Annotated in this window: 20 protein-coding genes and 3 pseudogenes; 14 read left to right on the top strand and 9 right to left on the bottom strand. The window is 67.6% G+C overall.

The window, feature by feature from the left end:
• The 4 genes and pseudogenes from FXN61_RS20355 to FXN61_RS20340 all read right to left on the bottom strand — a co-directional run.
• A pseudogene (locus FXN61_RS20355) lies at positions 1 to 397 on the bottom strand (hypothetical protein); the annotation flags it as partial.
• Positions 325 to 864 (bottom strand): P-loop NTPase family protein, encoded by a 540-nt coding sequence (locus FXN61_RS20350; RefSeq protein WP_167975632.1) that lies wholly within the window; start codon positions 862 to 864, stop codon positions 325 to 327. The pseudogene FXN61_RS20355 and the gene FXN61_RS20350, both read right to left, overlap by 73 nt.
• An 81-nt stretch (positions 865 to 945) precedes the next feature.
• Positions 946 to 1,809 carry a serine/threonine dehydratase gene (locus FXN61_RS20345; protein WP_167975631.1) on the bottom strand — a complete coding sequence of 288 codons (864 nt, stop codon included), beginning with the start codon at positions 1,807 to 1,809 and terminating at the stop codon, positions 946 to 948.
• Positions 1,810 to 1,894: 85 nt separating this feature from the next.
• The gene (locus FXN61_RS20340) at positions 1,895 to 2,308 is read right to left on the bottom strand and encodes a DUF6584 family protein (RefSeq protein ID WP_246291785.1); all 414 of its coding nucleotides are present in this window, start codon (positions 2,306 to 2,308) and stop codon (positions 1,895 to 1,897) included.
• Positions 2,309 to 2,344: 36 nt separating this feature from the next.
• On the opposite strand from FXN61_RS20340, the gene FXN61_RS20335 reads away from it, so the two are divergent.
• Both FXN61_RS20335 and FXN61_RS20330 read left to right on the top strand, forming a co-directional pair.
• Positions 2,345 to 3,487, top strand: a complete 1,143-nt coding sequence (locus FXN61_RS20335) for a hypothetical protein (RefSeq protein WP_167975630.1) — start codon at positions 2,345 to 2,347, stop codon at positions 3,485 to 3,487.
• 38 nt (positions 3,488 to 3,525) lie between these two features.
• Positions 3,526 to 3,924, top strand: coding sequence for a hypothetical protein (locus FXN61_RS20330; RefSeq protein ID WP_167975629.1), 399 nt, complete (start codon positions 3,526 to 3,528; stop codon positions 3,922 to 3,924).
• Here the strand turns inward: FXN61_RS20330 and paaI are convergent.
• Complete coding sequence (gene paaI, locus FXN61_RS20325; protein ID WP_167975628.1) at positions 3,863 to 4,249, bottom strand: hydroxyphenylacetyl-CoA thioesterase PaaI; 387 nt, start codon at positions 4,247 to 4,249, stop codon at positions 3,863 to 3,865. The genes FXN61_RS20330 and paaI overlap by 62 nt on opposite strands.
• Positions 4,250 to 4,486: 237 nt before the next feature.
• Positions 4,487 to 5,803, bottom strand: coding sequence for a cellulose binding domain-containing protein (locus tag FXN61_RS20320; protein WP_167975627.1), 1,317 nt, complete (start codon positions 5,801 to 5,803; stop codon positions 4,487 to 4,489).
• 137 nt (positions 5,804 to 5,940) lie between these two features.
• Between FXN61_RS20320 and FXN61_RS20315 the strand changes: the two genes are divergently transcribed.
• The 3 genes and pseudogenes from FXN61_RS20315 to FXN61_RS54410 all read left to right on the top strand — a co-directional run bounded on the left by FXN61_RS20315 (position 5,941) and on the right by FXN61_RS54410 (position 8,935).
• On the top strand, positions 5,941 to 6,990 hold the full coding sequence (locus FXN61_RS20315) for a uroporphyrinogen decarboxylase/cobalamine-independent methonine synthase family protein (RefSeq protein WP_167975626.1): 1,050 nt from the start codon (positions 5,941 to 5,943) through the stop codon (positions 6,988 to 6,990).
• 90 nt (positions 6,991 to 7,080) lie between these two features.
• Positions 7,081 to 8,193: pseudogene (locus FXN61_RS54415) on the top strand (glycoside hydrolase family 9 protein); the annotation flags it as partial.
• A gap of 175 nt (positions 8,194 to 8,368) precedes the next feature.
• The gene (locus FXN61_RS54410; RefSeq protein WP_312877872.1) at positions 8,369 to 8,935 is read left to right on the top strand and encodes a glycoside hydrolase family 9 protein; all 567 of its coding nucleotides are present in this window, start codon (positions 8,369 to 8,371) and stop codon (positions 8,933 to 8,935) included.
• An 869-nt stretch (positions 8,936 to 9,804) separates the two neighbouring features.
• Here FXN61_RS54410 and FXN61_RS20305 read toward each other — a convergent pair.
• Positions 9,805 to 10,284, bottom strand: a complete 480-nt coding sequence (locus FXN61_RS20305; protein WP_167975636.1) for a GNAT family N-acetyltransferase — start codon at positions 10,282 to 10,284, stop codon at positions 9,805 to 9,807.
• Between the two features lie 64 nt (positions 10,285 to 10,348).
• Here FXN61_RS20305 and FXN61_RS20300 point away from each other — a divergent pair, with 64 nt between their 5' ends.
• The 8 genes and pseudogenes from FXN61_RS20300 (at position 10,349) to FXN61_RS20265 (ending at position 17,093) form a co-directional block, all read left to right on the top strand.
• Positions 10,349 to 10,870, top strand: a complete 522-nt coding sequence (locus tag FXN61_RS20300) for an LppU/SCO3897 family protein (RefSeq protein WP_167975625.1) — start codon at positions 10,349 to 10,351, stop codon at positions 10,868 to 10,870.
• The gene (locus FXN61_RS20295; protein ID WP_246291784.1) at positions 10,867 to 11,424 is read left to right on the top strand and encodes a YdeI/OmpD-associated family protein; all 558 of its coding nucleotides are present in this window, start codon (positions 10,867 to 10,869) and stop codon (positions 11,422 to 11,424) included. The genes FXN61_RS20300 and FXN61_RS20295 overlap by 4 nt, the downstream gene beginning before the upstream one ends.
• Positions 11,425 to 11,429: 5 nt before the next feature.
• Positions 11,430 to 12,083 carry a hypothetical protein gene (locus tag FXN61_RS20290; RefSeq protein WP_167975624.1) on the top strand — a complete coding sequence of 218 codons (654 nt, stop codon included), beginning with the start codon at positions 11,430 to 11,432 and terminating at the stop codon, positions 12,081 to 12,083.
• 11 nt (positions 12,084 to 12,094) lie between these two features.
• Positions 12,095 to 14,223, top strand: a pseudogene (gene ligA, locus FXN61_RS20285) (NAD-dependent DNA ligase LigA).
• Positions 14,216 to 14,716 (top strand): GNAT family N-acetyltransferase, encoded by a 501-nt coding sequence (locus FXN61_RS20280; RefSeq protein ID WP_167975623.1) that lies wholly within the window; start codon positions 14,216 to 14,218, stop codon positions 14,714 to 14,716. Before ligA ends, FXN61_RS20280 begins: the two are co-directional and overlap by 8 nt.
• A 54-nt stretch (positions 14,717 to 14,770) precedes the next feature.
• Positions 14,771 to 15,289, top strand: coding sequence for a hypothetical protein (locus FXN61_RS20275; protein WP_167975622.1), 519 nt, complete (start codon positions 14,771 to 14,773; stop codon positions 15,287 to 15,289).
• Positions 15,290 to 15,471: 182 nt separating this feature from the next.
• Positions 15,472 to 16,623, top strand: coding sequence for an amidase domain-containing protein (locus tag FXN61_RS55490; protein WP_223165525.1), 1,152 nt, complete (start codon positions 15,472 to 15,474; stop codon positions 16,621 to 16,623).
• Between the two features lie 20 nt (positions 16,624 to 16,643).
• Positions 16,644 to 17,093, top strand: a complete 450-nt coding sequence (locus FXN61_RS20265; RefSeq protein ID WP_167975620.1) for a hypothetical protein — start codon at positions 16,644 to 16,646, stop codon at positions 17,091 to 17,093.
• On the opposite strand, the gene FXN61_RS20260 is transcribed toward FXN61_RS20265, so the two are convergent.
• Complete coding sequence (locus FXN61_RS20260; protein ID WP_167975619.1) at positions 17,071 to 17,502, bottom strand: SWIM zinc finger family protein; 432 nt, start codon at positions 17,500 to 17,502, stop codon at positions 17,071 to 17,073. The genes FXN61_RS20265 and FXN61_RS20260 overlap by 23 nt on opposite strands.
• A gap of 29 nt (positions 17,503 to 17,531) precedes the next feature.
• Here FXN61_RS20260 and FXN61_RS20255 point away from each other — a divergent pair, with 29 nt between their 5' ends.
• Positions 17,532 to 17,966, top strand: coding sequence for a GNAT family N-acetyltransferase (locus tag FXN61_RS20255; protein ID WP_167975618.1), 435 nt, complete (start codon positions 17,532 to 17,534; stop codon positions 17,964 to 17,966).
• Here FXN61_RS20255 and FXN61_RS20250 read toward each other — a convergent pair.
• A complete protein-coding gene (locus tag FXN61_RS20250; protein WP_167975617.1) occupies positions 17,963 to 18,187 on the bottom strand; it encodes a hypothetical protein in 225 nt (74 codons plus the stop codon). The genes FXN61_RS20255 and FXN61_RS20250 overlap by 4 nt on opposite strands.
• Positions 18,188 to 18,203 lie beyond the last annotated feature (16 nt).

The following is an 18,203-nucleotide window of genomic DNA, read 5'->3' as shown; positions in this document are numbered from 1 at the left end:
ACCGCGCGTGGGCGGTCGGGCGCTGCGGGTCACCGATCACCTGGTCGGCGAGCCGTAGCGCCGTGTCGAGATCGCCCGCGAGCGCCGCGGCTTCCGCGCGCAGGGCCGGCATCGGATCGGCGGACTCGGCGGTCGGCGTGAGCCGCAGGATGGCCTGGCGCGCCAGTGGAACGAGGGCACCCGAGTCGGTGAGCAGACCCGTCGCGAACGTGCCCTCACTCGCGGGCAGGTCTGCCCCCGCCGCCTTGGCGAGCAGCACCTCACGCACCTTCTCGTCGAGGCAGTCGAGGTCGTGCCGGAACTGCTCGACCAACCCCGCCGGGATCACCACCGGACCGGTGAGCCTGCCGTCGGCGAGCTGACCGGTCTCCTGCAGCGCGATGACGAACCGGTCCACCAGCGACGGCATGCCGCCGGTCTGCTCGAACAGGAAGTCGGTGAGCGGGTCGGAGGGCGGGTGTCCGAGGACGTCCGCCGCGCGGTGGCCACCGCGGCCCGGTCCAGCCTGCCGAGCACGACCGGTGGGCGGCACCTGACGAGCACCGCGCCCAACGCGCTGAGCGCGTGCGGCCGCGGCCATGGCCGGTAGGCGACGACCATGCGGTGCGAGCGTGCGACGGCCAGCCTGCGAAGCCGGTCGAGCGTCACGTCGTCGAGCCCGTGCGCGTCGTCGACCAGCAGTGCCGCGGAAGCGTCCTCTGTGTACTCGTGGACGACGGGAACACCGGCGTCGCGGTAGATGCGGGCGAGTGTTTCCAGCATCGCGGTCTTGCCGCAACCACCGGGGCCGGCGACGGCCGCGACCAGCGGTCCGTGTGGATCTGCGACGACGTCACGACAGAGCCGTTGTGCCGCGGACGGCAATGGGTGCTCCTTCTCTTGATCGTTTCCCCGACGGCTCTACGGGTATCGGCGTTCTGCCTGAAATCTTTAGGCCAGGAATCTTTAGCGCGGCACCCATTCGCTGTTCGCGCCACACAGGACCACGCACGGCAGCTCCCCCGGCACGTCCCCCTTGAGGAACGCGGCGAACGCGACGGCTCCCGCGGGCTCGACCGCGATCCGGAACTCCTCCCACAGCCGGTCGCGGGCAGCGAGCAGTTCCTCATCGGACACCAGCACCGACGAAACATCGTGCTGCCGCAGGATTTCCAGCGCGAGCTCGCCCGCGCGGGTGGCGCCGAGCGCGTCGGCGGCCACGGAGTTCACGGTCGAGTCGACGGGCACACCGGCTTGGAGAGCGTTGTGCATCGCGCGGCAGTTCTCGGGCTCGACGGCGATGATGTGGCGTCCGCCGGACGCCAGTGCCGCGCCTGCCACCAGGCCGCCGCCGCCGACTGCGATGACGATCGAGTCCACTTCGGGTGCGTCCTCGACGATTTCCCGGGTGACCGTTGACTGGCCCTCGATCACCTTGGGGTCGTTGTACGCCTCGATGTAGGTCGGGCCGAAGTCATGTGCGGCCATGGCGGCCTCGGCGTAGGTGCTGCCGTGGCGGATCAGCTTGGCGCCCAAGGCTTCGATGCGCGACGTCTTGGTCTCGGGGGCGGTCACCGGGACGAAGACCGTGGCATGTGCGCCCAGTAGTTGGGCGGCCTGGGCGACCGCGATGCCGTGGTTGCCGCCGGAGGCGGTGACGACCTCGGAGACGTTCTTCGGGACGTTCAGCGACAGCAGTTTGTTGACCGCGCCGCGGATCTTGAACGAGCCGGTGAGCTGGAGGTGCTCCAGTTTGAACACCAGCGGCCGGCCGTCGACTGACACGCGCATTACCGGGGTGCGGCGGACGTACTGCGACAACGTTCTCATGAGACCAGCTTCCACAAGAACTGCACGAGAGTCACGATGCCCAGCAGGAAACACACCAGCACGAAGGTGCCGCCGACCATGACGATCAGGCAGGCGCCCCACGACGTCTCCTCGTCCGGGGTGGCGTCGAGCTCGTGCTGCAGCTCGATGCGCGCCTCCAGGTAGAGGGAGGCCAGGCGGGTCCGTGCGGTTTCGGTGGGGCCTCGTCGACTCGGCCCTGCCAGCTCAGCGCTCCCAGCCTGGCCTCGGCGCGGCGGTAGGCGCGTTCGAAGGCCTGGGTTTCTTCAGGGTCGCGTTCTTCCGAGAGGTAGGTCCAGCGACCGGCCTGGGCCGGCTGGCCGAGTGTCCGGTAGACCTCGGCCAGTCGTTCGCGCAGGTCCAGCCGGTGCGGGTAGGTGCCGACGAGTCCGGCGACGCGCTGACGTGCGCGAAGCACGCTCGCGAGGTCACCTCGTCGCAACTCCTCGGCCGCTTTGTGGAGCGTCAGCTCTACCGGCATGAAGATTAGTTTCGCAGGTAGGGCTAGCTTTGACCTGTGTTTGGCCTATCGCTGCTGGTCTCCGGTCTCGCCTGGTGGCTGGGGCTGTACCTGCTCGCCCGCGATCCGCGCAAGCCGTTGTTGTGGTGGGCGGGCGCGGGAATGATCGGCTATTCGGCGGTGGTCGTCGTGCCGCATCCGGTGCTGATCGGTGTACCTGCGCTGGCCTGGACGGGTGCGATCCTGTTGCTCGCCCGGCCGGAGTTGATCAGGTGGTGGCTGGTCGCCCTGGTGCCGTTCATCGCTGTTTCGTTCTGGCTGCCGTGGGTCGTGCTGCTCCCTTTGGCCGTGTCGACGGTTCTAGCCATAAGGAAACGCGCTTACTTTTCACTCGTTGGAGTGATGTTCGGGCTGTCGGCTGCCGCCTTCCTGCTGCAACTTCTGCCGAACGCGCTGACGCTGCCGATGATCGGTTTCGATCTGGTGGTGTTCGGGGTGCTCGTCGCCGTCACCGACGCGGTCGAGGAGGGCGAGGCGATCCGCTCGGACATGCTGCGGTCGCTGGTGATCGCGGGCTTCACGGCGGTGCTGTTCGGGTCGCAGGTGATCCTCTTCGACGGTCCGGCTCAGCTCGTCTTCACGACCGTTGCGGCGGCGATCGCGGTGCAGGTGCTCGCGAACCCGCTCGCGTCCGTGGTCGACAGGCTCGCCCTGCCGTCCGTCGCGGCTGAGCGCGCCGAGCTTCGTGAGGCCGCGGAGTCCCTGCCGAAACGCCGGCCGCTGGTCACCGACGACCCGGCCGAGTTCGCGCGCCTCACGCGCAAGGCGTTGAGTCACTACGGAGATCTCGGGAAGCTCGTCGCGAGTCCGTTGATCGCGCTCACCGATGAGGGCGCGCCGCTCGACAGAGCCGCCCAGCTGAAGAGTTTGCTGCTGGCGAGCATTCAACGGCTGAAGCCGGCCGATGGCGATTTCGGCACGAGTGACGAATGGCGTTACTACAACGCCGTGTACTTCTACTACGTCAAGGGAATCCGCCCGTATTCGGTCCGGACCAAGCGCGAGGACCTCGACGCCGAGGACCGCCGCGCGCTGCAGTGGTTCGTGACACAGGTGCCCGAGCGGACCCTCCACAACTGGCAGAACGCCGCCGCGCGCCTGGTCGCGGCCGATCTGATGGCAGGAGTTGGCAGCGCTTGACGTGGTTCTGGCAGCGCTGAGCGGGCGATCGTCAGGCCATGTTGAAATTCGCCTTGAAACTCGACGGTGTCGCTTCGTTCGCGCTGGGTCTGCTGACCCTGCTGATCCGCCCGGAAGTCGGCATGCCGACGGGCTGGCAGATCGGGCTCGGCCTTTTCTGCGTGGTTTACGGCCTGTTCGTCTTCACCCTGGGCACGCGCGCCGTTCCGGATCGCCGGATCGTGCTGCTGATCATCATCGGCAACCTGGTGTGGGGAGTGGACAGCATTCTCACGGCCGAGCTGAAGTGGTTCCCGCTCACCGACGCCGGCGTCGCGATGGTCCTCGCACAGGCGCTTGCCGTGATCGGCTTCGCGGTGCTGCAGTTCATCGGCCTCAGGAGCGCAGCGTCCGCGAACGACCGCGGAACTCGGCCACGATCTCAGTCCCTCGCCTGACCGTGATGTCGTAGATCCCGCTGCGGCCGAACCGGGTCCGTTCCACCGCCTCCGCCACCAGCTCGTCGCCCTCGTGCGCGGGCTTGATGAAGTCGATCTCAGCCGTGGCGGCGACGGTGACGGACCCGGCCCTGTTGCAGGCGCAGGCGAACGCCGTGTCCGCCAGGAGGAAGACGTAGCCACCGTGCGCGATGCCGTGACCGTTGATCATCAGCTCGGTGACCGTCATGCGCAGCAACGCGTACCCGTCGCGCAGTTCGACGGGCTCGATGCCCAGGGCGTTGGAGGCCTTGTCAGCGGCGAGCATTTCGGCAGGACCATTCATTCGTGGAGCGTAATCACTCTGGCAGCGGTGTCACGACGCATGCGCGTCCGCTTATGGTTCCGCTGCTTGATCGCTCATCATCGGAGGTGGTCACCATGGCTGGATGCTCTTGCTGCGGCTCGTGCACGGGTCCGGGCTGCGGGTGCTGCAGCAGCTGTTAGAGGCCTCGGGCGAAACGAGCAAAGGCCGCCGCGGGGACGGAAGATCCCGCGTCGGCCTTTGCCCGGCAGGGGCCGATCAGCCCGTGTAGACCTTGAACATGTTCGTGAACTCCCAGTTGGACTGTGAGATTCCACTGCACGTGGGCGAAACTCCGCCGCCGGGGCACGAACCGTTGTCGCGGCCCGCCGACCAGAACGCGATCCGCCCGACGTGGTTGGCCCGTGCGTAATCGAGGACCTTGCGCGCGTCGGCCTGGGTCGTCGTCATGCCGGTGTCGTTGCGTCCGATCATCGGTGTGAGGCCGAGCGACGCTTTCAGTTGCGCATCGGACTTGCCCGGCCAGATCGCGCGCATCTGCCCGAGGGTGGCGTTGGAGGCGGCGACCATCGCGTCGCCCCAGTTGCCCGTGTAGCCGAAGTTCATCAGCATCGGGTTCACCAGGACGTTGACGCCCTTGGCTGCCGCGTCCTGCAGTACCTGCACGGAGTACGGGTCCATGCCGTAGTCCTGGCCCTGGATGCGCATCGTGTAGCTGACCGTGGTGCCGCGGGTGTCCTGCAGCCGTTTCAACGCCGTGTTCACGATCGCCTGCGGGATCGTCGCCTCGACGTCCACGTCGATGCTGTTGCTGCCGACGGCGTCCAGCACCGCTACGTAGGCGTTGTACAGGGCGTCCGCGCTTGAGCAGACGTGCTCCAGGTACGGGCCCATCGCGCCGCCGGTCGCGACGATCACGCTGCCGCCGCGCGCCTTCAACGCGTTGACGTCGTTGACGATCCGGCTGTCGTTCAACGGGACCGTGCCGCCCCACGCGGGGGAGCAGCCGCTCGAGGAGCCGAGCGCGAACGCCAGGGTGAAGACCTTCTGGCCGGTCGCGTTGGCCACGTCGACCAACGACGGCGAGGGCATCGTGATGTCGATGTACGGCGCGACGCGCGCGCTACCCGGCGTTGGTGGCACATCGGAAGTCGTTGTGGTGGTGGGAGTCGTGGTCGACGTCGGAGGAGTGCCACCGCCACACGGAACGCCGTTGAGCTTGCAGTTCGCCGGCACCGCGGAGCCGCTCACCAGGAAGCCGAAGCTGGTCGAGGCGCCTGCGGAGACGTTGCCGTTGTACTCGCGGTTGGTGAACGTGTGGTGGTTGCCGCTGCTGGTCAGCGTGGCGTCCCAGTAGGAGCCGACGGACGCGCCGGCGAGGTCGAACTCGAGCTTCCATCCGGTCAGCGCGGTCGTGCCCGCGGTGATCGTGTACTTGCCCTGGTAGCCGGAGCCCCAGGTCGAGTCCTGGCTGAACGTGGCCGATTCACCGGCGGCGGAAGCGGGCGCGATGGCGACGAGTGCGGCCACCAGTGCGGTGGCGGCCCCGGCGGCGAAAAGGGCGAAACGAGCCATCGGGTGGTCCTTCCGGCAGGGGTGGAAGGGGTGGTGTGGGAACGCGGGGCGCGTCGCGTTCCCACACCACGTGCAGGGAGGTGCTCACACGCTCAGCACCTGCTCAATCACGGTAAGTGGCCTAGACCACAGCGTCAATGGGTCTAGACCTCTTCTGTCCGGCGGACAGTGGAACAATTCGGCGGGTGCGTGGAGCCACTGGAATCGGATCGCTGCCCGGAACCGACATCGACGAGGCGGCGCGCGTCGTCGTCGGAGAGCTGCCTGAGCTGCCGCACGTGCCGGAGCTGCCTGGCCGGGGAGTCGGCGCGGACATGATCGGCCGCACCGCCGGCCTGCTCGTCGACCTCGCGATCGAGGTCGTCACGTCCGGCTACCGCGTCACCCCGCGCCCCGGCCGCGATCACCGGCGGGCTGTCGATCTGCTGCGCGGTGACCTGGACGCGTTCGACGAGGCGTTGGAACGCGCGGGTGCGCAGCCTTCAACGGTCAAGGTGCAGGCGGCCGGGCCGTGGACGTTGATGTCGAACATCGAGCTGATGCGCGGCCATCGGGTGCTCACGGACCGCGGCGCGGTGAAGGAGTTCTCCGAATCGCTCGCCGAGGGTCTCAAGCAGCACGCGGCCGAGGTTGCCAGGCGCACCAAGGCGAAGGTCGTGGTGCAGCTCGACGAACCGGGCCTGCCCGCCGTGCTGCAGGGCCTGCTGCCGACGCCCTCGAAGCTCGGCACCGTGCCCGCCGTGCCCGAACAGGACGCTCGCGGGGTGCTGGCCACCGTGATCGAGGCCTTGAAGGACCACGAGGTGATCGTCCACTGCTGTGCTCCGCATCCTCCGTTGACGCTGCTCAGGGAGGCCGGTGCGGCGGCGATCGCGTTCGACGCGACGCTGATCAAGGGGGCGGAGGCGCTCGACGAGATCGGCGAGACGTGGCAGGCGGGCACGACGCTGGCGCTGGGTCTGGTGCCGAGCATCGATCCCGGGACGCCGGTGACGTTGAAGGAAGTCGGGCAGAGGGCGTTCACGCTGGTCGACCGTCTCGGCTTCCCGCGGTCGATTCTCGCCGAGCAGGCGTTGGCCACTCCGACGTGCGGTCTGGCGGGTGCGACGTCCGGTTGGGTCAAGCGCTCGCTGTCGCTGACCCGTGATCTCTCCTCTGCCTTTTTGGAACCGCCCGAGGGCTGGTGATGTCCGGTTTGGGCGGCTAGTCTGCTGCGAACTATTAGGAAACTTTCTTAACCGTAGGCTACCGCCGGGCCTGGATCGGGAGTTCCCCTCATGCGCATCAGACGTGCGGCTCTCGTTGCCGCAGTGCTCACAGGTGTGGTCGCGGCGCCTGCTCAGGCGGCCCCCACCGGGTACATCAGGCTGGATCAGATCGGTTTCGGCACCACCGAGGCGAAGCACGCCTACGTGCTCGGTGGTGCCGCGAACACCAAGTTCAGCGTTGTCGACAGCCGCGGCCGGACCGTGCTGACCGGCAGGACCGGGGCCTCGACGGGTTCGTGGAGCACGAAGTTCCCCTCCGTGCACCCGATCGACTTCTCCAGGGTCAGCACGCCGGGGACGTACCGGATCAAGGTCGGCTCGGCGACCTCGCCGACGTTCAAGGTCGACTCGCTGAACAGGCTCTTCCAGCCGATCGCCAACAACACCGTCGAGTTCTTCCAGGCGCAGCGCGACGGCGCCAACGTCGTTCCCGGCCGGCTGAACCGCAAGCCCGCACACCTCACCGACCGCGACGCGATGGTCTACGAGGAGCCCGTGTTCAAGGGCGAGGGCGGCGACGAGATCGCGGCGCCGTTGAAGCCCACCGGCACCAAGGTCGACCTCGAGGGCGGCTGGTTCGACGCGGGCGACTTCGTGAAGTTCACCCACGCGTCGTCGTACTCGACCGCGTCGATGCTGCTGGCGTTGCGCAACAAGCACAACGACGCGCTGTACGAGGAGGCCAAGTTCGGCCTCAAGTGGCTCGACAAGGCGTGGGACGAGAAGACCGGCACCCTCTACGCCCAGGTCGGCATCGGCACCGGCTCCGAGGAGTTCGGCTTCGTCGGCGACCACGACGTGTGGCGCCTGCCGGAGGCCGACGACAAGCTCGACGTGAAGCCGGGCGACAGCGAGTACTTCATCAAGTACCGCCCGGTGTTCCGCGCGAACAAGGCCGGCGAGAAGATCAGCCCGAACCTGGTCGGCCGCGTGGCGGGTTCGTTCGCGCTGGCCGCGCAGATCGAGGCTCACAGGAACCCGCGTCTCGCGTGCGCGTACCTGGAGAAGGCGGCCAAGCTGTTCGCGCTGGCCAAGACCTCCGAGCCCGGCGAGCTCGTGACGGCGTTCCCGCACGCTTACTACCCCGAGTCGTCGTGGACCGACGACATGGAGTTCGGCGCCACCCAGCTCGCTCTGGCCGCGAAGGCGTTGAACGACAAGCGCTACGGCCAGTTCGCGCGCGGCCGCGACGCACTGGGCCAAGGAGTTCCTGGCGACGGCCGACCCCGACACGCTCAACGTCTACAACATCTCCGCGCTCGGCCACGCCGACCTCTCGAAGCTGCTGAAGGCGGGCGTGCCGGGCGCCGAGGTGACCGAGGCGCAGATCGTCGGCGACCTCCAGCGCCAGCTGCAGCAGGGTGCGGACGCGTCGAAGAACTCGCCGTTCCGCACCGCGGCCAACGTCGAGACCTGGGACGTCGGCTCGCGCACGTTCGGCTTCATCACGACCGCCGCGCTGTACCGGAAGCTCACCGGCGACAAGAAGTACGAAACGTTCGGCACGCAGCAGCGCGGCTTCGCCCTCGGCACGAACGCCTGGGGCACCACGCTGATCGTCGGTGTCGGCTCGAAGTTCCCGGAGTGCCCGCACCACCAGGCGGCGAACCTGTCCGGCTCGCCGAACGGTGGCTCGAAGGTGCTGGTCGGCGCGGTGATCAACGGTCCGAACGACGCCTCTCTGTTCGGTGACCTCGGCGAGATGCCGCCGGGTTCCGTGGACTGCACCAAGCCGTACACCAAGGAGTTCGACTCCGCGAAGTCCGTGTTCGCCGACGACCTGAGGTCGTGGCCGAGCTCAGAGCCTGCCATCGACTTCACGGCGACGGGCGTGCTCGGCTTCTCGCTGATCGCCAACTCCTGAGTGGCGCCGGCGCGAGCCCGGGTGTCCAATTCGGACTTGTGCTCAGGCTCGCGCTGGTCTTCCTGCTGTTCTTCTCGGCCGGTACGGCGCACGCGCTGCCGTTGAACGCGGGCTGCCGAGTTCCCGGCGTGCACGACCCGGACGTGATCCGGGTCGTGCACGCCGTCGGTCTTTCGCTGCGGGTCAGCGACAAGGTGATGCTCGCGGGGTTCGCGCCCGGCTGGGTCGAGTCGCACATGAACAACCTCGACTGCGGCGACCGGGATTCTCTGGGCGTGTTCCAGCAGCGGCCGTCGATGGGCTGGGGCATGCCCGAGCAGATCATGGACGTGTCCCATGCCGCGCGCCGGTTCTTCGAGCACGCGGTGAAAGTAGATCGGCCGGACCTGACGTCGGGCTTGCTCGCCGACGCGGTGCAGCAGTCGTGCTGTCCGGAGCGCTACGACCAGGCGCTGGACCGGGCCTCGTTCATGCTTCGCCAGGCTTGGCAGGGCGGGCCCGAGGTCGTCGACGGCGTCACGTACGTGGTGGAGGACGGCGATGTCCTGGCCGGTCACGGGCAGCTGAGCACGTCCGGTGACTTCGTCGGACGTCCGTCGGTGGCAGGGCGTCTGGTGTACGCGCGGACGGTTCGCGGTGAGGTGAAGGTGCTGGCTGACGGCGCGTGGCGGCTGGTGGCTTCCGGTGTGGCAGGTGACCCGGAGGCCATGGTCCGTCCTGATGGGACGGTCGGCCTGTACAGCCTGCTCGCGGCCGTGTGCACCGCCTCGGTGCGGGCTGGGAACCGTTGGGCGACCGTCGTTTCATCGACACCGTGTCCGCGCTGCCGGACGGCACCGTCTACGCGCGCAAAGCCGACGGCGACGTGCTCAAAGCCGGTTGAACGGCTCCGCGTACCGGAACGGCCCAGCCGGGACCTCGGCGAACAGGCGCGCCTGGAAGTGCGGCCGCCACTCGGGAACAGGCGGCGTGATCCCGAACTCCTCGGCCAGCCTGAAGCCGAACCGCGAGTAGTAGGCCGGGCTGCCGAGCAGGATCACCGCGCGCTCGCCACGCGCCTCCGCCGCCCCGAGAACGCTGTGCACCAACGCCTTGCCCACGCCGCTCCGCTGGTGGTCCGGGTGCACGCTGATCGGCCCGAGCCCGAGCGCCGGCACGTCACCGATGTACCCGCGCGTGCACACGACGTGCCCGATCACGCCGTCCGCGACCAGCGAGTACTCCGGGATCCAGCCCTCGTCCTCGCGCAGCCAGTCGATCAGCTCGGCCTCCGGCCCGTCCTTGAACGCGAGGTTGGTGACGGTGCGAATGGCGTCGATGTCTGCGGGTGTCTCCCGCCGGATCAGCATGACGCGCACTTTCTCCCGGTACGTCGTCGCGCGCCACCGAGTTTCCGCCGCCATAATCCGCAGCGTGGTCGTGAGACAGACCGTGATGGTGTGCGTACTCGCCGTGTTGGCCTACCTCGGTTTGTGGTGGGCGTTCAGCTCGTCAGGCGAACCCACGCCGGCGGCACCGGAATCGATGTTCCTCACCGACTACTCGAAGGCGGAGAAGGGCAGCTGCGTCAGGTTCAACGGCCCCGGCGAGGACGACCTCGGCCTGACCGTCATCGACTGCAAGGGTGAACGGGCCGCGCTGAAGGTCGGGACCGTGCTCAACGAGACGAGGGCCGAGTGCCCACGCGGCGAATACAAGGTGTTGCGCGACACCAGGCACAACGCGGCGCTGTGCCTGTTGCCGAACGCCGAGCGGGGCGACTGCTTCGAACTGGACACGGAGGACCTGCAACGGTCTGTGGTGTCGAAGTTCGACTGTGCGGCGCCGCGGGTGAACGTGCAGGTCGTCGACATCGCTGAGAAAAGTTGCCCCGAAGAGGCGGAACTCGGTGTTCCCTATGAGGACATGACGCTCTGCCTGAGGAGGGTGCGTTGATCTTCTTCGAGGATCCCGCGCAGTTCGACGCCTGGTTGCACGAGAACGGCGCGCAAGAAACCGAGCTGTGGATCAAGTTCGCCAAGAAGAGCTCGGGGCTCAAGTCGATCAACTACGACCAGGCGCTGGACATCGCGTTGTGCCACGGGTGGATCGACGGGCTCACGCGATCCGTGGACGAGACCTACTACTCGCAGCGGTGGACGCCGAGAAGGCCTCGCAGCAAGTGGTCCAAGCGCAACTGCGCCAAGGTCGAGGCGCTGATCGCGGCCGGCAAGATGCTGCCGGCGGGGCTCGCCCAGATCGAGAAGGCGAAGGCGGACGGGCGCTGGGAGGCTGCGTACGCGGGCCCCGCGACGATCGAGGTGCCCGATGACCTCGTCGAAGCGCTCAAGGCCAACCCCGCTGCCGCCAAGGCGTTCGGGACGCTGAACAGCCAGAACCGGTTCGCCATCCTGCTGCGCATCCACGATGCGAAGAGACCGGAGACACGGCAGAAGCGCATCGTCCAGTTCGTCGAAATGCTGGCCGACGGCCGCAAGCTCTACCCTTGAGCATCATGAAATGGTTCCGCCGCCGCAAAGCCGAAGACGTCGTCCCTGCTCACCTGCCGAACGCGGAGGAGGCGGCGCAACGGTTCTGGGAGCGGTGGTTCGAGCTGGTACCGGTGGTCAGCGCGGCGCTGGGCGACGGCGAGCCGCACCGCGTCGAGGACGAGCTCAAGGATCTCGTGAGCGCGTTGCACCCGGATCTGGTGTTCTCGCTCGAACAGGGCCACATGGCGATGTACGCGCTGGTGATCACCGGCCAGGAAGACCCGCGGCTGCGGCCCTACACCGACGCGTGGATCAAGGCCGCGCCGCCGACGGACATGGTGTGGGAGTTCCACGACTCGGTGCCGCCGGTGCCGGACCCGACCGAGGTGATCGTGAACCTCGGCGAGGTCCGCGTGAGGCTCGGCGACTACCGAGTTGTGGCCCAGGTGGACGGTGACGTCGTGGACGTCGCGGTCTACCACCCGGCGCTCGCGGAGCTGAGCGACCAGCAGCGGCAGACGATGACGTTCCTGCCGCTGGACGTCACTCTCGGCGAGCGGCTGGCGGGGGAGCGGCTGCGGCGCGTGGAGACCGCGCAGCTCGAGCCGGAGGGCACGATCAGCCTGCTGGAACTGCGTTCACTCGTTCGGACACTCGCTCAGGTCGCGGACGACTGAAACTGTCAGACCTGGTCACTAAGCTGTGGGACGTGAGCAGCGAGAGCCTTGAAGACGTCCCCGCAGAGGTGCGCGAGCGGCATGCCGTGCTCGCGGAAGAGGTGCGCTCGCACCAGTTCCGCTACTACGTGCTGGACGACCCGATCGTCACCGATGGTGAGTTCGACGCGCTGCTCAAGTCGCTGGAGGCCATGGAGGCCGAGCATCCCGGACTGGCCACGCCGGACTCGCCGACCCAGTTGGTCGGCGGCACGTTCTCGACACTGTTCAAGGCCGTCGACCATCTCGAGCGCATGCTCAGCCTGGACAACGTCTTCACCCAGGACGAGCTGACGGGCTGGTTCGAGCGCGTCCGCAAGGACATCGGCGAGGGCACGCACTTCCTGTGCGAGCTGAAGATCGACGGCCTCGCGATCAACCTGCTCTACGAGAAGGGCAAGCTGACGCGGGCGCTGACCCGTGGCGACGGCCGCACCGGTGAGGACGTGACGCTGAACGTCCGCACGATCGCGGACGTGCCCGAAGTGCTGAAGGGCTCCGACGAGTTCCCGGTGCCGGATCTCGTCGAGGTGCGCGGCGAGGTCTTCTTCGCGGTGGAGGACTTCCTGGCGTTGAACGCCTCGCTGGTCGAGCAGGGCAAGCCGCCGTTCGCGAACCCGCGCAACACCGCCGCGGGTTCGTTGCGGCAGAAGGACCCGAAGGTCACGGCGTCCCGCAAGCTGCGGATGATCTGCCACGGCATCGGCAAGACCGAGGGCTTCCAGGTGGCCCGCCAGTCGCTCGCGTACGAGGCGCTGAAGTCGTGGGGCCTCCCGGTTTCCTCGCACACCGAGGTGCTCACCGACTCGGCGACGTCCGCAAGAAGATCGAGTACTGGGGAGAGCACCGGCACGACGCGATCCACGAGATCGACGGTCTCGTCATCAAGGTCGACGAGGTGGCTCTGCAGCGCCGCCTGGGCACGACGTCGCGGGCCCCGCGCTGGGCCATCGCGTACAAGTACCCGCCGGAGGAGGCCACCACGACGTTGCTGGACATCCAGGTCCAGGTGGGCCGCACCGGCCGCGTCACGCCGTTCGCCCTGATGGAGCCGGTGAAGGTGGCCGGATCGACGGTCGCGCGGGCCACGTTGCACAACGCGTCCGAGGTCAAGCGCAAGGGCGTGCTGATCGGCGACCGCATCGTCATCCGCAAGGCGGGCGACGTGATCCCCGAGGTGCTCGGCCCGGTGCTGGCCGCACGCCCGGACGACGCGCGCGAGTTCGTGATGCCGACCCGTTGCCCCGAGTGCAACGCCGAGCTGCGCCCCATGAAGGAGGGCGACGTCGACATCCGCTGCCCGAACGCCGAGACGTGCCCCGGCCAGCTGCGCGAACGCCTGGCGTACCTGGCTTCCCGCGCCGCGCTGGACATCGAGGTGCTCGGCTACGAGGCCGCTGCCGCGATCACCGAGTCCACGGTGTACACGAACGAGGCCGACCTGTTCGACCTCGACGCCGAGGCCCTCGGGCAGATCGAGCGCTTCAACACGAAGAGCGGCGACCTCTCCGCGAACGCCGTGAAGCTGCTGGAAAACCTGGAAGCCGCCAAGTCCCGTCCTCTGTGGAGGGTACTGGTCGCACTGTCGATCCGCCACGTCGGTCCCACCGCCGCCCGCGCGCTGGCTCAGCAGTTCGGCTCGATGGACGAGATCCTCGCCGCGGACGAAGAGGTCCTGGCCGGCGCCGAGGGAGTGGGCCCGACGATCGCGACGGCCGTGGTCGAGTGGCGCGAAACGGCGTGGCGCCAAGGGGTCGTGGAGCGCTGGCGTGCCGCGGGCGTGCGGATGGAGGACGAGCGCGACGCGTCCATCACCCGCAACCTCGAAGGTCTGTCCATCGTGGTCACGGGCTCGCTGACCGAGTTCTCCCGCGACTCGGCCAAGGAGGCCGTTCTGGCCCGCGGAGGCAAGGCGGCAGGCTCGGTCTCCAAGAAAACCGCTTTCGTGGTCGTCGGCGACTCGCCAGGATCGAAGTACGACAAGGCCATCTCCCTGAAGGTCCCCGTCCTCGACGAGGCGGGCTTCCGCGTCCTGCTGGAGCAGGGCCCGGAGGCGGCGAGGGAGGTGGCCATCACCGGGGAAGAAGGCTCAGATGGCTGACCTGATCATCCGCCAGGCCACGGAGGCCGACCTGCCCGCGGTCAGCTCCGTGACGGTGGAGGCGTACCGCGTCGACGGCTACCTGGACGGCACCGAGGACTACGCCGACACCCTCGCCGACGCCACGTCCCGCTTCCGTGACGCCGAGGTGCTCGTGGCCGTGGACGATTCCGGCGTGGTGCTGGGATCGGTCACGGTCGTGCACCCCGGCACGCCCTACGCGGAGATCTCCCAGCCGGGCGGGCTGGAGTTCCGCATGCTCTCGGTCGCGTCCTCGGCGCGCGGCAGGGGCGTGGGCGAGGCCCTGGTGCGAGCGGTGATGGAGAGGGCTCGCGCCGCCGGTGTGGGACAGCTCGTCCTGTCGTCCTCGGAGAAGATGCTGGTGGCGCACCGGTTGTACGAGCGGCTCGGGTTCACGCGCCTGCCGGAACGCGACTGGGCGCCGTTGCCGGGCCTGAACCTGGTGGCCTACGCCTACGGAATGCCGCTCTGAGCAACCCCGCACACCGCCGCGCGTCCACCGGACATGGCCGCGGATGGGTCGCGAATGGGATCGGCTGTTGTCCTGCTGGTATCAGCGTTGCTGCTGGGCGGTTCGGCCACGCCAAGGACCCTGGCTGATCCGGACCGGACCCAGATCGCCGACATCGCCCAGCGCTACCTGGAAAACCGGGCGCTGAAGATCACCACAGGCCCGCAGACACCCGGCTTCGGCGTTCCGGTCACCCCAGCGCTGGTCGCGAAGCTCCAGATCCACGAGGCGAAGCTCGACGCCGACCGGACCTCGCGGTCCCTGACCCGCACGCGCTACCTGTCCGCGGAGATCAGGACGCGCGTGGACCGTGTCGATGTCGATCAGAGCGGCAGAGTCGTGGTGGCGCACGTCCAGGAGCACGGCGAGCTGTACTTCGCCACGCCCGGCACGGCCCCGTCCACCGGCTACGGCCTGCCGCACCTGCTGACCTTCAGCCGCGTCGACGAGGGCTGGATACTCGCCGATGTCACGCTCGGGCACTACAAGCACTGCGCGCTGCTTCCGGAAACCCAGCAACCGTCAGAGTGCTGACGGCGCACCGATCCGCGTTTACGCCATGTGTAACCGAACTCGCCAAGGCGAATTGCGCTGAACAGGCCAATTGAACGATCTGGAAACCTGCCATGCTGACTGTGCCTGGGGGCGCGAATGGGGGTTCGCGAGGAGTCGGGAGTTGCTGCGGGGAGGTTGCGGCGTCCTTCGTCCTTGTCTCTGTGAACGCCTTCGTTGTTGAACGAAGGGGGTTTCGATTGAGACGCAATGTGTTTTTTGGCGTGGCCGTTTTCGTGTCCGTCGTGCTGACCGCCGGCGGAACCGGTGCGTCCGCGGATACGGGTAAGATCAGTGCGCGTGACCGGAAGCAGATCGCGGAAATCTCGCAGACGTATCTGCAACACCGCGCGGACAGGGTGACCAGTCGTCCGCAAATCGAGGGTTTCGGCGTCAGGATGACGGACGAGCTCACAGCTGACCTGAAAGAGGACGTCGCCGAGCTCGCCGCCCGGCGGGACGATTACCGCGAGATCCATGGCGGGTATTCGCGCGCGCAGGTCGAGACAGTGGTAGAGCAGGTGTCCTCGGCTGGTGACGGCACGACTGCCCTCGCGCGGGCCAAGGAGAGGACGCGCCTCTACTACCACACGCCGAAGCCGGGGACGGAGACCTCGTCGGGCCACGAGCTCCAGCACAAGCTGACGGTGCGGCGCTCTGGTGGCAGCTGGGTGCTTTCGGGTGTGGAGGCTCTGCTCGGTAGTGGTCCGGCGCCGGCGACGCAGATGCGGAAGGCACCACCGACGTCCCACTGGAAGACGGCGGAGCCAGCGACGTACAAGCAGCCTGCTTCGGCGGTGAAGCCCGCGCACGGCTCGCGCGACGAGAAAGTCATGGCTGCGGCCTACTTCTACCAGGCGATGGTCAACTACGCCTACAAGTGGGGCAAGAACGCAAATCCGAATTTCCGCACGTACGACCAGGATTGCACGAACTTCCTCTCACAGATCATGATGGCGGGTGGTTGGGAGGACGTCGACGGTGATCGCACCAGCAACAGCTCCTGGTACTTGGGCACCTTTACCTGGACGACCAGCTACACTTGGGCAGCGGCGGAGAACTGGTACTGGTTCGCCTCTCAGCACTCCGGTCGGACCCGGTTGCTGACGAACGTGTACGACCTCGCAATCGCGGACGTGCTGCAGGCCAATTGGGACCCGTGGAACAACACCGTCATCGATCACTCCATGTTCGTGACGAAGGTCCAGGGCGGCGAGCGCTTCTTGACCTATCATACTGAGAACAAGGTCGACGTGCCGCTGGCGGAATTGCTCCGCAACAACCCGAATACGTTTTGGTATGCACACCGGACGTGATTCTCCGGTAGCATGAATTCATGACGAGAGCTGTTTTGGGCGCGCAGGGTGCACTGCACCCTGCGCGTTTCATTCTCGCGTCGGCATTGGTGCTGACGCTGGGGGCGTGCTCGACCGGTGAACAGGCTGGCGCGGACGATCCACGTGCGGCGGTGGACACCTACCTCGCCGCGATGAACAACAAGGACGAAGCAACGCTCCGCAAGATGCTCAGCGACGCTCAGCGAGACCAGGCGGCCGGTCATTTGTCCGCTCTCGGGGGCAAGGGGCTGAACGTCGAGTCGCTGAACGTCACCCAGGACTTCGGCCCGAACTTCGCCAACGCCCACGTGATCGGTCAGTACGCCGACAAGTCCCGCTACGACGAGCGGATCGTGCTGTCGAAGATCGACGATCGGTGGTACGTCGGCATCCCCGGCACGACCGCAGGCGTGCCTTCCGGCAAGACTACTGCTGCTGTGCCTTCATGATTCGTGTGCGCAGTGCGCTGTCTCCGGCAGCGCACCCGTACAGCAGATCCCGCAGCACCTCTGGGGGCAACGCTCTCAGCACGTCCTTCAGCTCCACGTCCTCGGCGTCCGGCGGCGGCACCGTCTCACCCCGGTCCAGCAACACCAGCCCGACCGCAACGCAGTGCTTGCAGAAGAACCCCTCCGACCCGTGCGGACAGCTGCACGCGCCCACCAGGTGCGTGCCCGACCACGAAAGCTCGACCACGTACGTCGCGTCGTCGCTGCCCCGCACCCGCGCCGCCACGTGCCGGCTGTACACCCGCAGGGACAGCACGGCGTCGCGGTAGGTCAGGCCGCGCCAGTACGACTTGGTGCCCGCGCGGTGCAACAGCAGCTCGGTGGTGAGGGTCGTCGACACGAAGGTCATCCAACCGGGTGACCCCAGAAAGGACCAACATGATCGTGATCGGCCCGCTCGAACCGTCGGACCGCGCCAGGTGGCAGGAGCTCTTCGAGGGCTACAACACGTTCTACGAACGCACGCTGCCACCGGAAACCTACGACGAGAAGTGGGAAGTGTTCCAGGCGGGCGAAAGCATCCACGCCCTGTGCGCCCGCGACGAGAACGGCATCGTCGGCATCACGCACTTCTTCAAGCACCCCAGCACGTCCGGCCCGGACGTCTGCTACCTGCAGGACCTCTTCACCGCCCCCGAGGCGCGCGGCAGGGGAGCCGGCCGCGCGCTCATCGAGGCGGTGACGGAGTGGGCGAAACTGCGGAACTGCTGCCGCGTCTACTGGCACACCAGCGAGTGGAACGAGACCGCTCGCAGGCTCTACGACCAGGTCGCCGAGAAGACCCCGTTCGTCCACTACCGCATCGTGCTCTAACGGGCCGTCGACTCCAGGTCCAGCAGCGTCACGGCGGCGCGGAAGTACTTGTTGGTGCCCAGGTCGCGCACGGTCTTGATGTTGAACGCGGCCTTCAGCTTCTCCGCGTCGCCCGTGCTCACGCCCTGCAGCGCGTCGACGGGGGCGTCCAGGATCTCGTTGAGCGGGAGGTTCTCGTACTGCTTGTCGAGGAGCATGTCGAGGTTCACGGTGATGGCCATGATCTTCTTACCTCCA

The organism is Lentzea indica (assembly GCF_012184385.1).
Classification (GTDB): domain Bacteria; phylum Actinomycetota; class Actinomycetes; order Mycobacteriales; family Pseudonocardiaceae; genus Lentzea; species Lentzea indica.
The sequence above is the reverse complement of the archived record's forward strand: the minus strand, read 5'-3'. Positions and strand labels throughout refer to the sequence as shown.

Bases quoted from the DNA above. Each gene is read 5' to 3' on its own strand.
- FXN61_RS20330 (WP_167975629.1), top strand. From the start codon at position 3,526: ATGTTGAAATTCGCCTTGAAACTCGACGGTGTCGCTTCGTTCGCGCTG.
- FXN61_RS20345 (WP_167975631.1), bottom strand. From the start codon at position 1,809: ATGAGAACGTTGTCGCAGTACGTCCGCCGCACCCCGGTAATGCGCGTG.
- FXN61_RS20265 (WP_167975620.1), top strand. From the start codon at position 16,644: ATGACGAGAGCTGTTTTGGGCGCGCAGGGTGCACTGCACCCTGCGCGT.
- FXN61_RS20250 (WP_167975617.1), bottom strand. From the start codon at position 18,187: ATGGCCATCACCGTGAACCTCGACATGCTCCTCGACAAGCAGTACGAG.
- FXN61_RS20260 (WP_167975619.1), bottom strand. From the start codon at position 17,502: ATGACCTTCGTGTCGACGACCCTCACCACCGAGCTGCTGTTGCACCGC.
- FXN61_RS20290 (WP_167975624.1), top strand. From the start codon at position 11,430: ATGAAATGGTTCCGCCGCCGCAAAGCCGAAGACGTCGTCCCTGCTCAC.
- FXN61_RS20280 (WP_167975623.1), top strand. From the start codon at position 14,216: ATGGCTGACCTGATCATCCGCCAGGCCACGGAGGCCGACCTGCCCGCG.
- FXN61_RS20305 (WP_167975636.1), bottom strand. From the start codon at position 10,284: ATGCTGATCCGGCGGGAGACACCCGCAGACATCGACGCCATTCGCACC.
- FXN61_RS20340 (WP_246291785.1), bottom strand. From the start codon at position 2,308: ATGCCGGTAGAGCTGACGCTCCACAAAGCGGCCGAGGAGTTGCGACGA.
- paaI (WP_167975628.1), bottom strand. From the start codon at position 4,249: ATGAATGGTCCTGCCGAAATGCTCGCCGCTGACAAGGCCTCCAACGCC.
- FXN61_RS20255 (WP_167975618.1), top strand. From the start codon at position 17,532: ATGATCGTGATCGGCCCGCTCGAACCGTCGGACCGCGCCAGGTGGCAG.
- FXN61_RS20275 (WP_167975622.1), top strand. From the start codon at position 14,771: ATGGGATCGGCTGTTGTCCTGCTGGTATCAGCGTTGCTGCTGGGCGGT.
- FXN61_RS20320 (WP_167975627.1), bottom strand. From the start codon at position 5,803: ATGGCTCGTTTCGCCCTTTTCGCCGCCGGGGCCGCCACCGCACTGGTG.
- FXN61_RS20315 (WP_167975626.1), top strand. From the start codon at position 5,941: ATGGGTCTAGACCTCTTCTGTCCGGCGGACAGTGGAACAATTCGGCGG.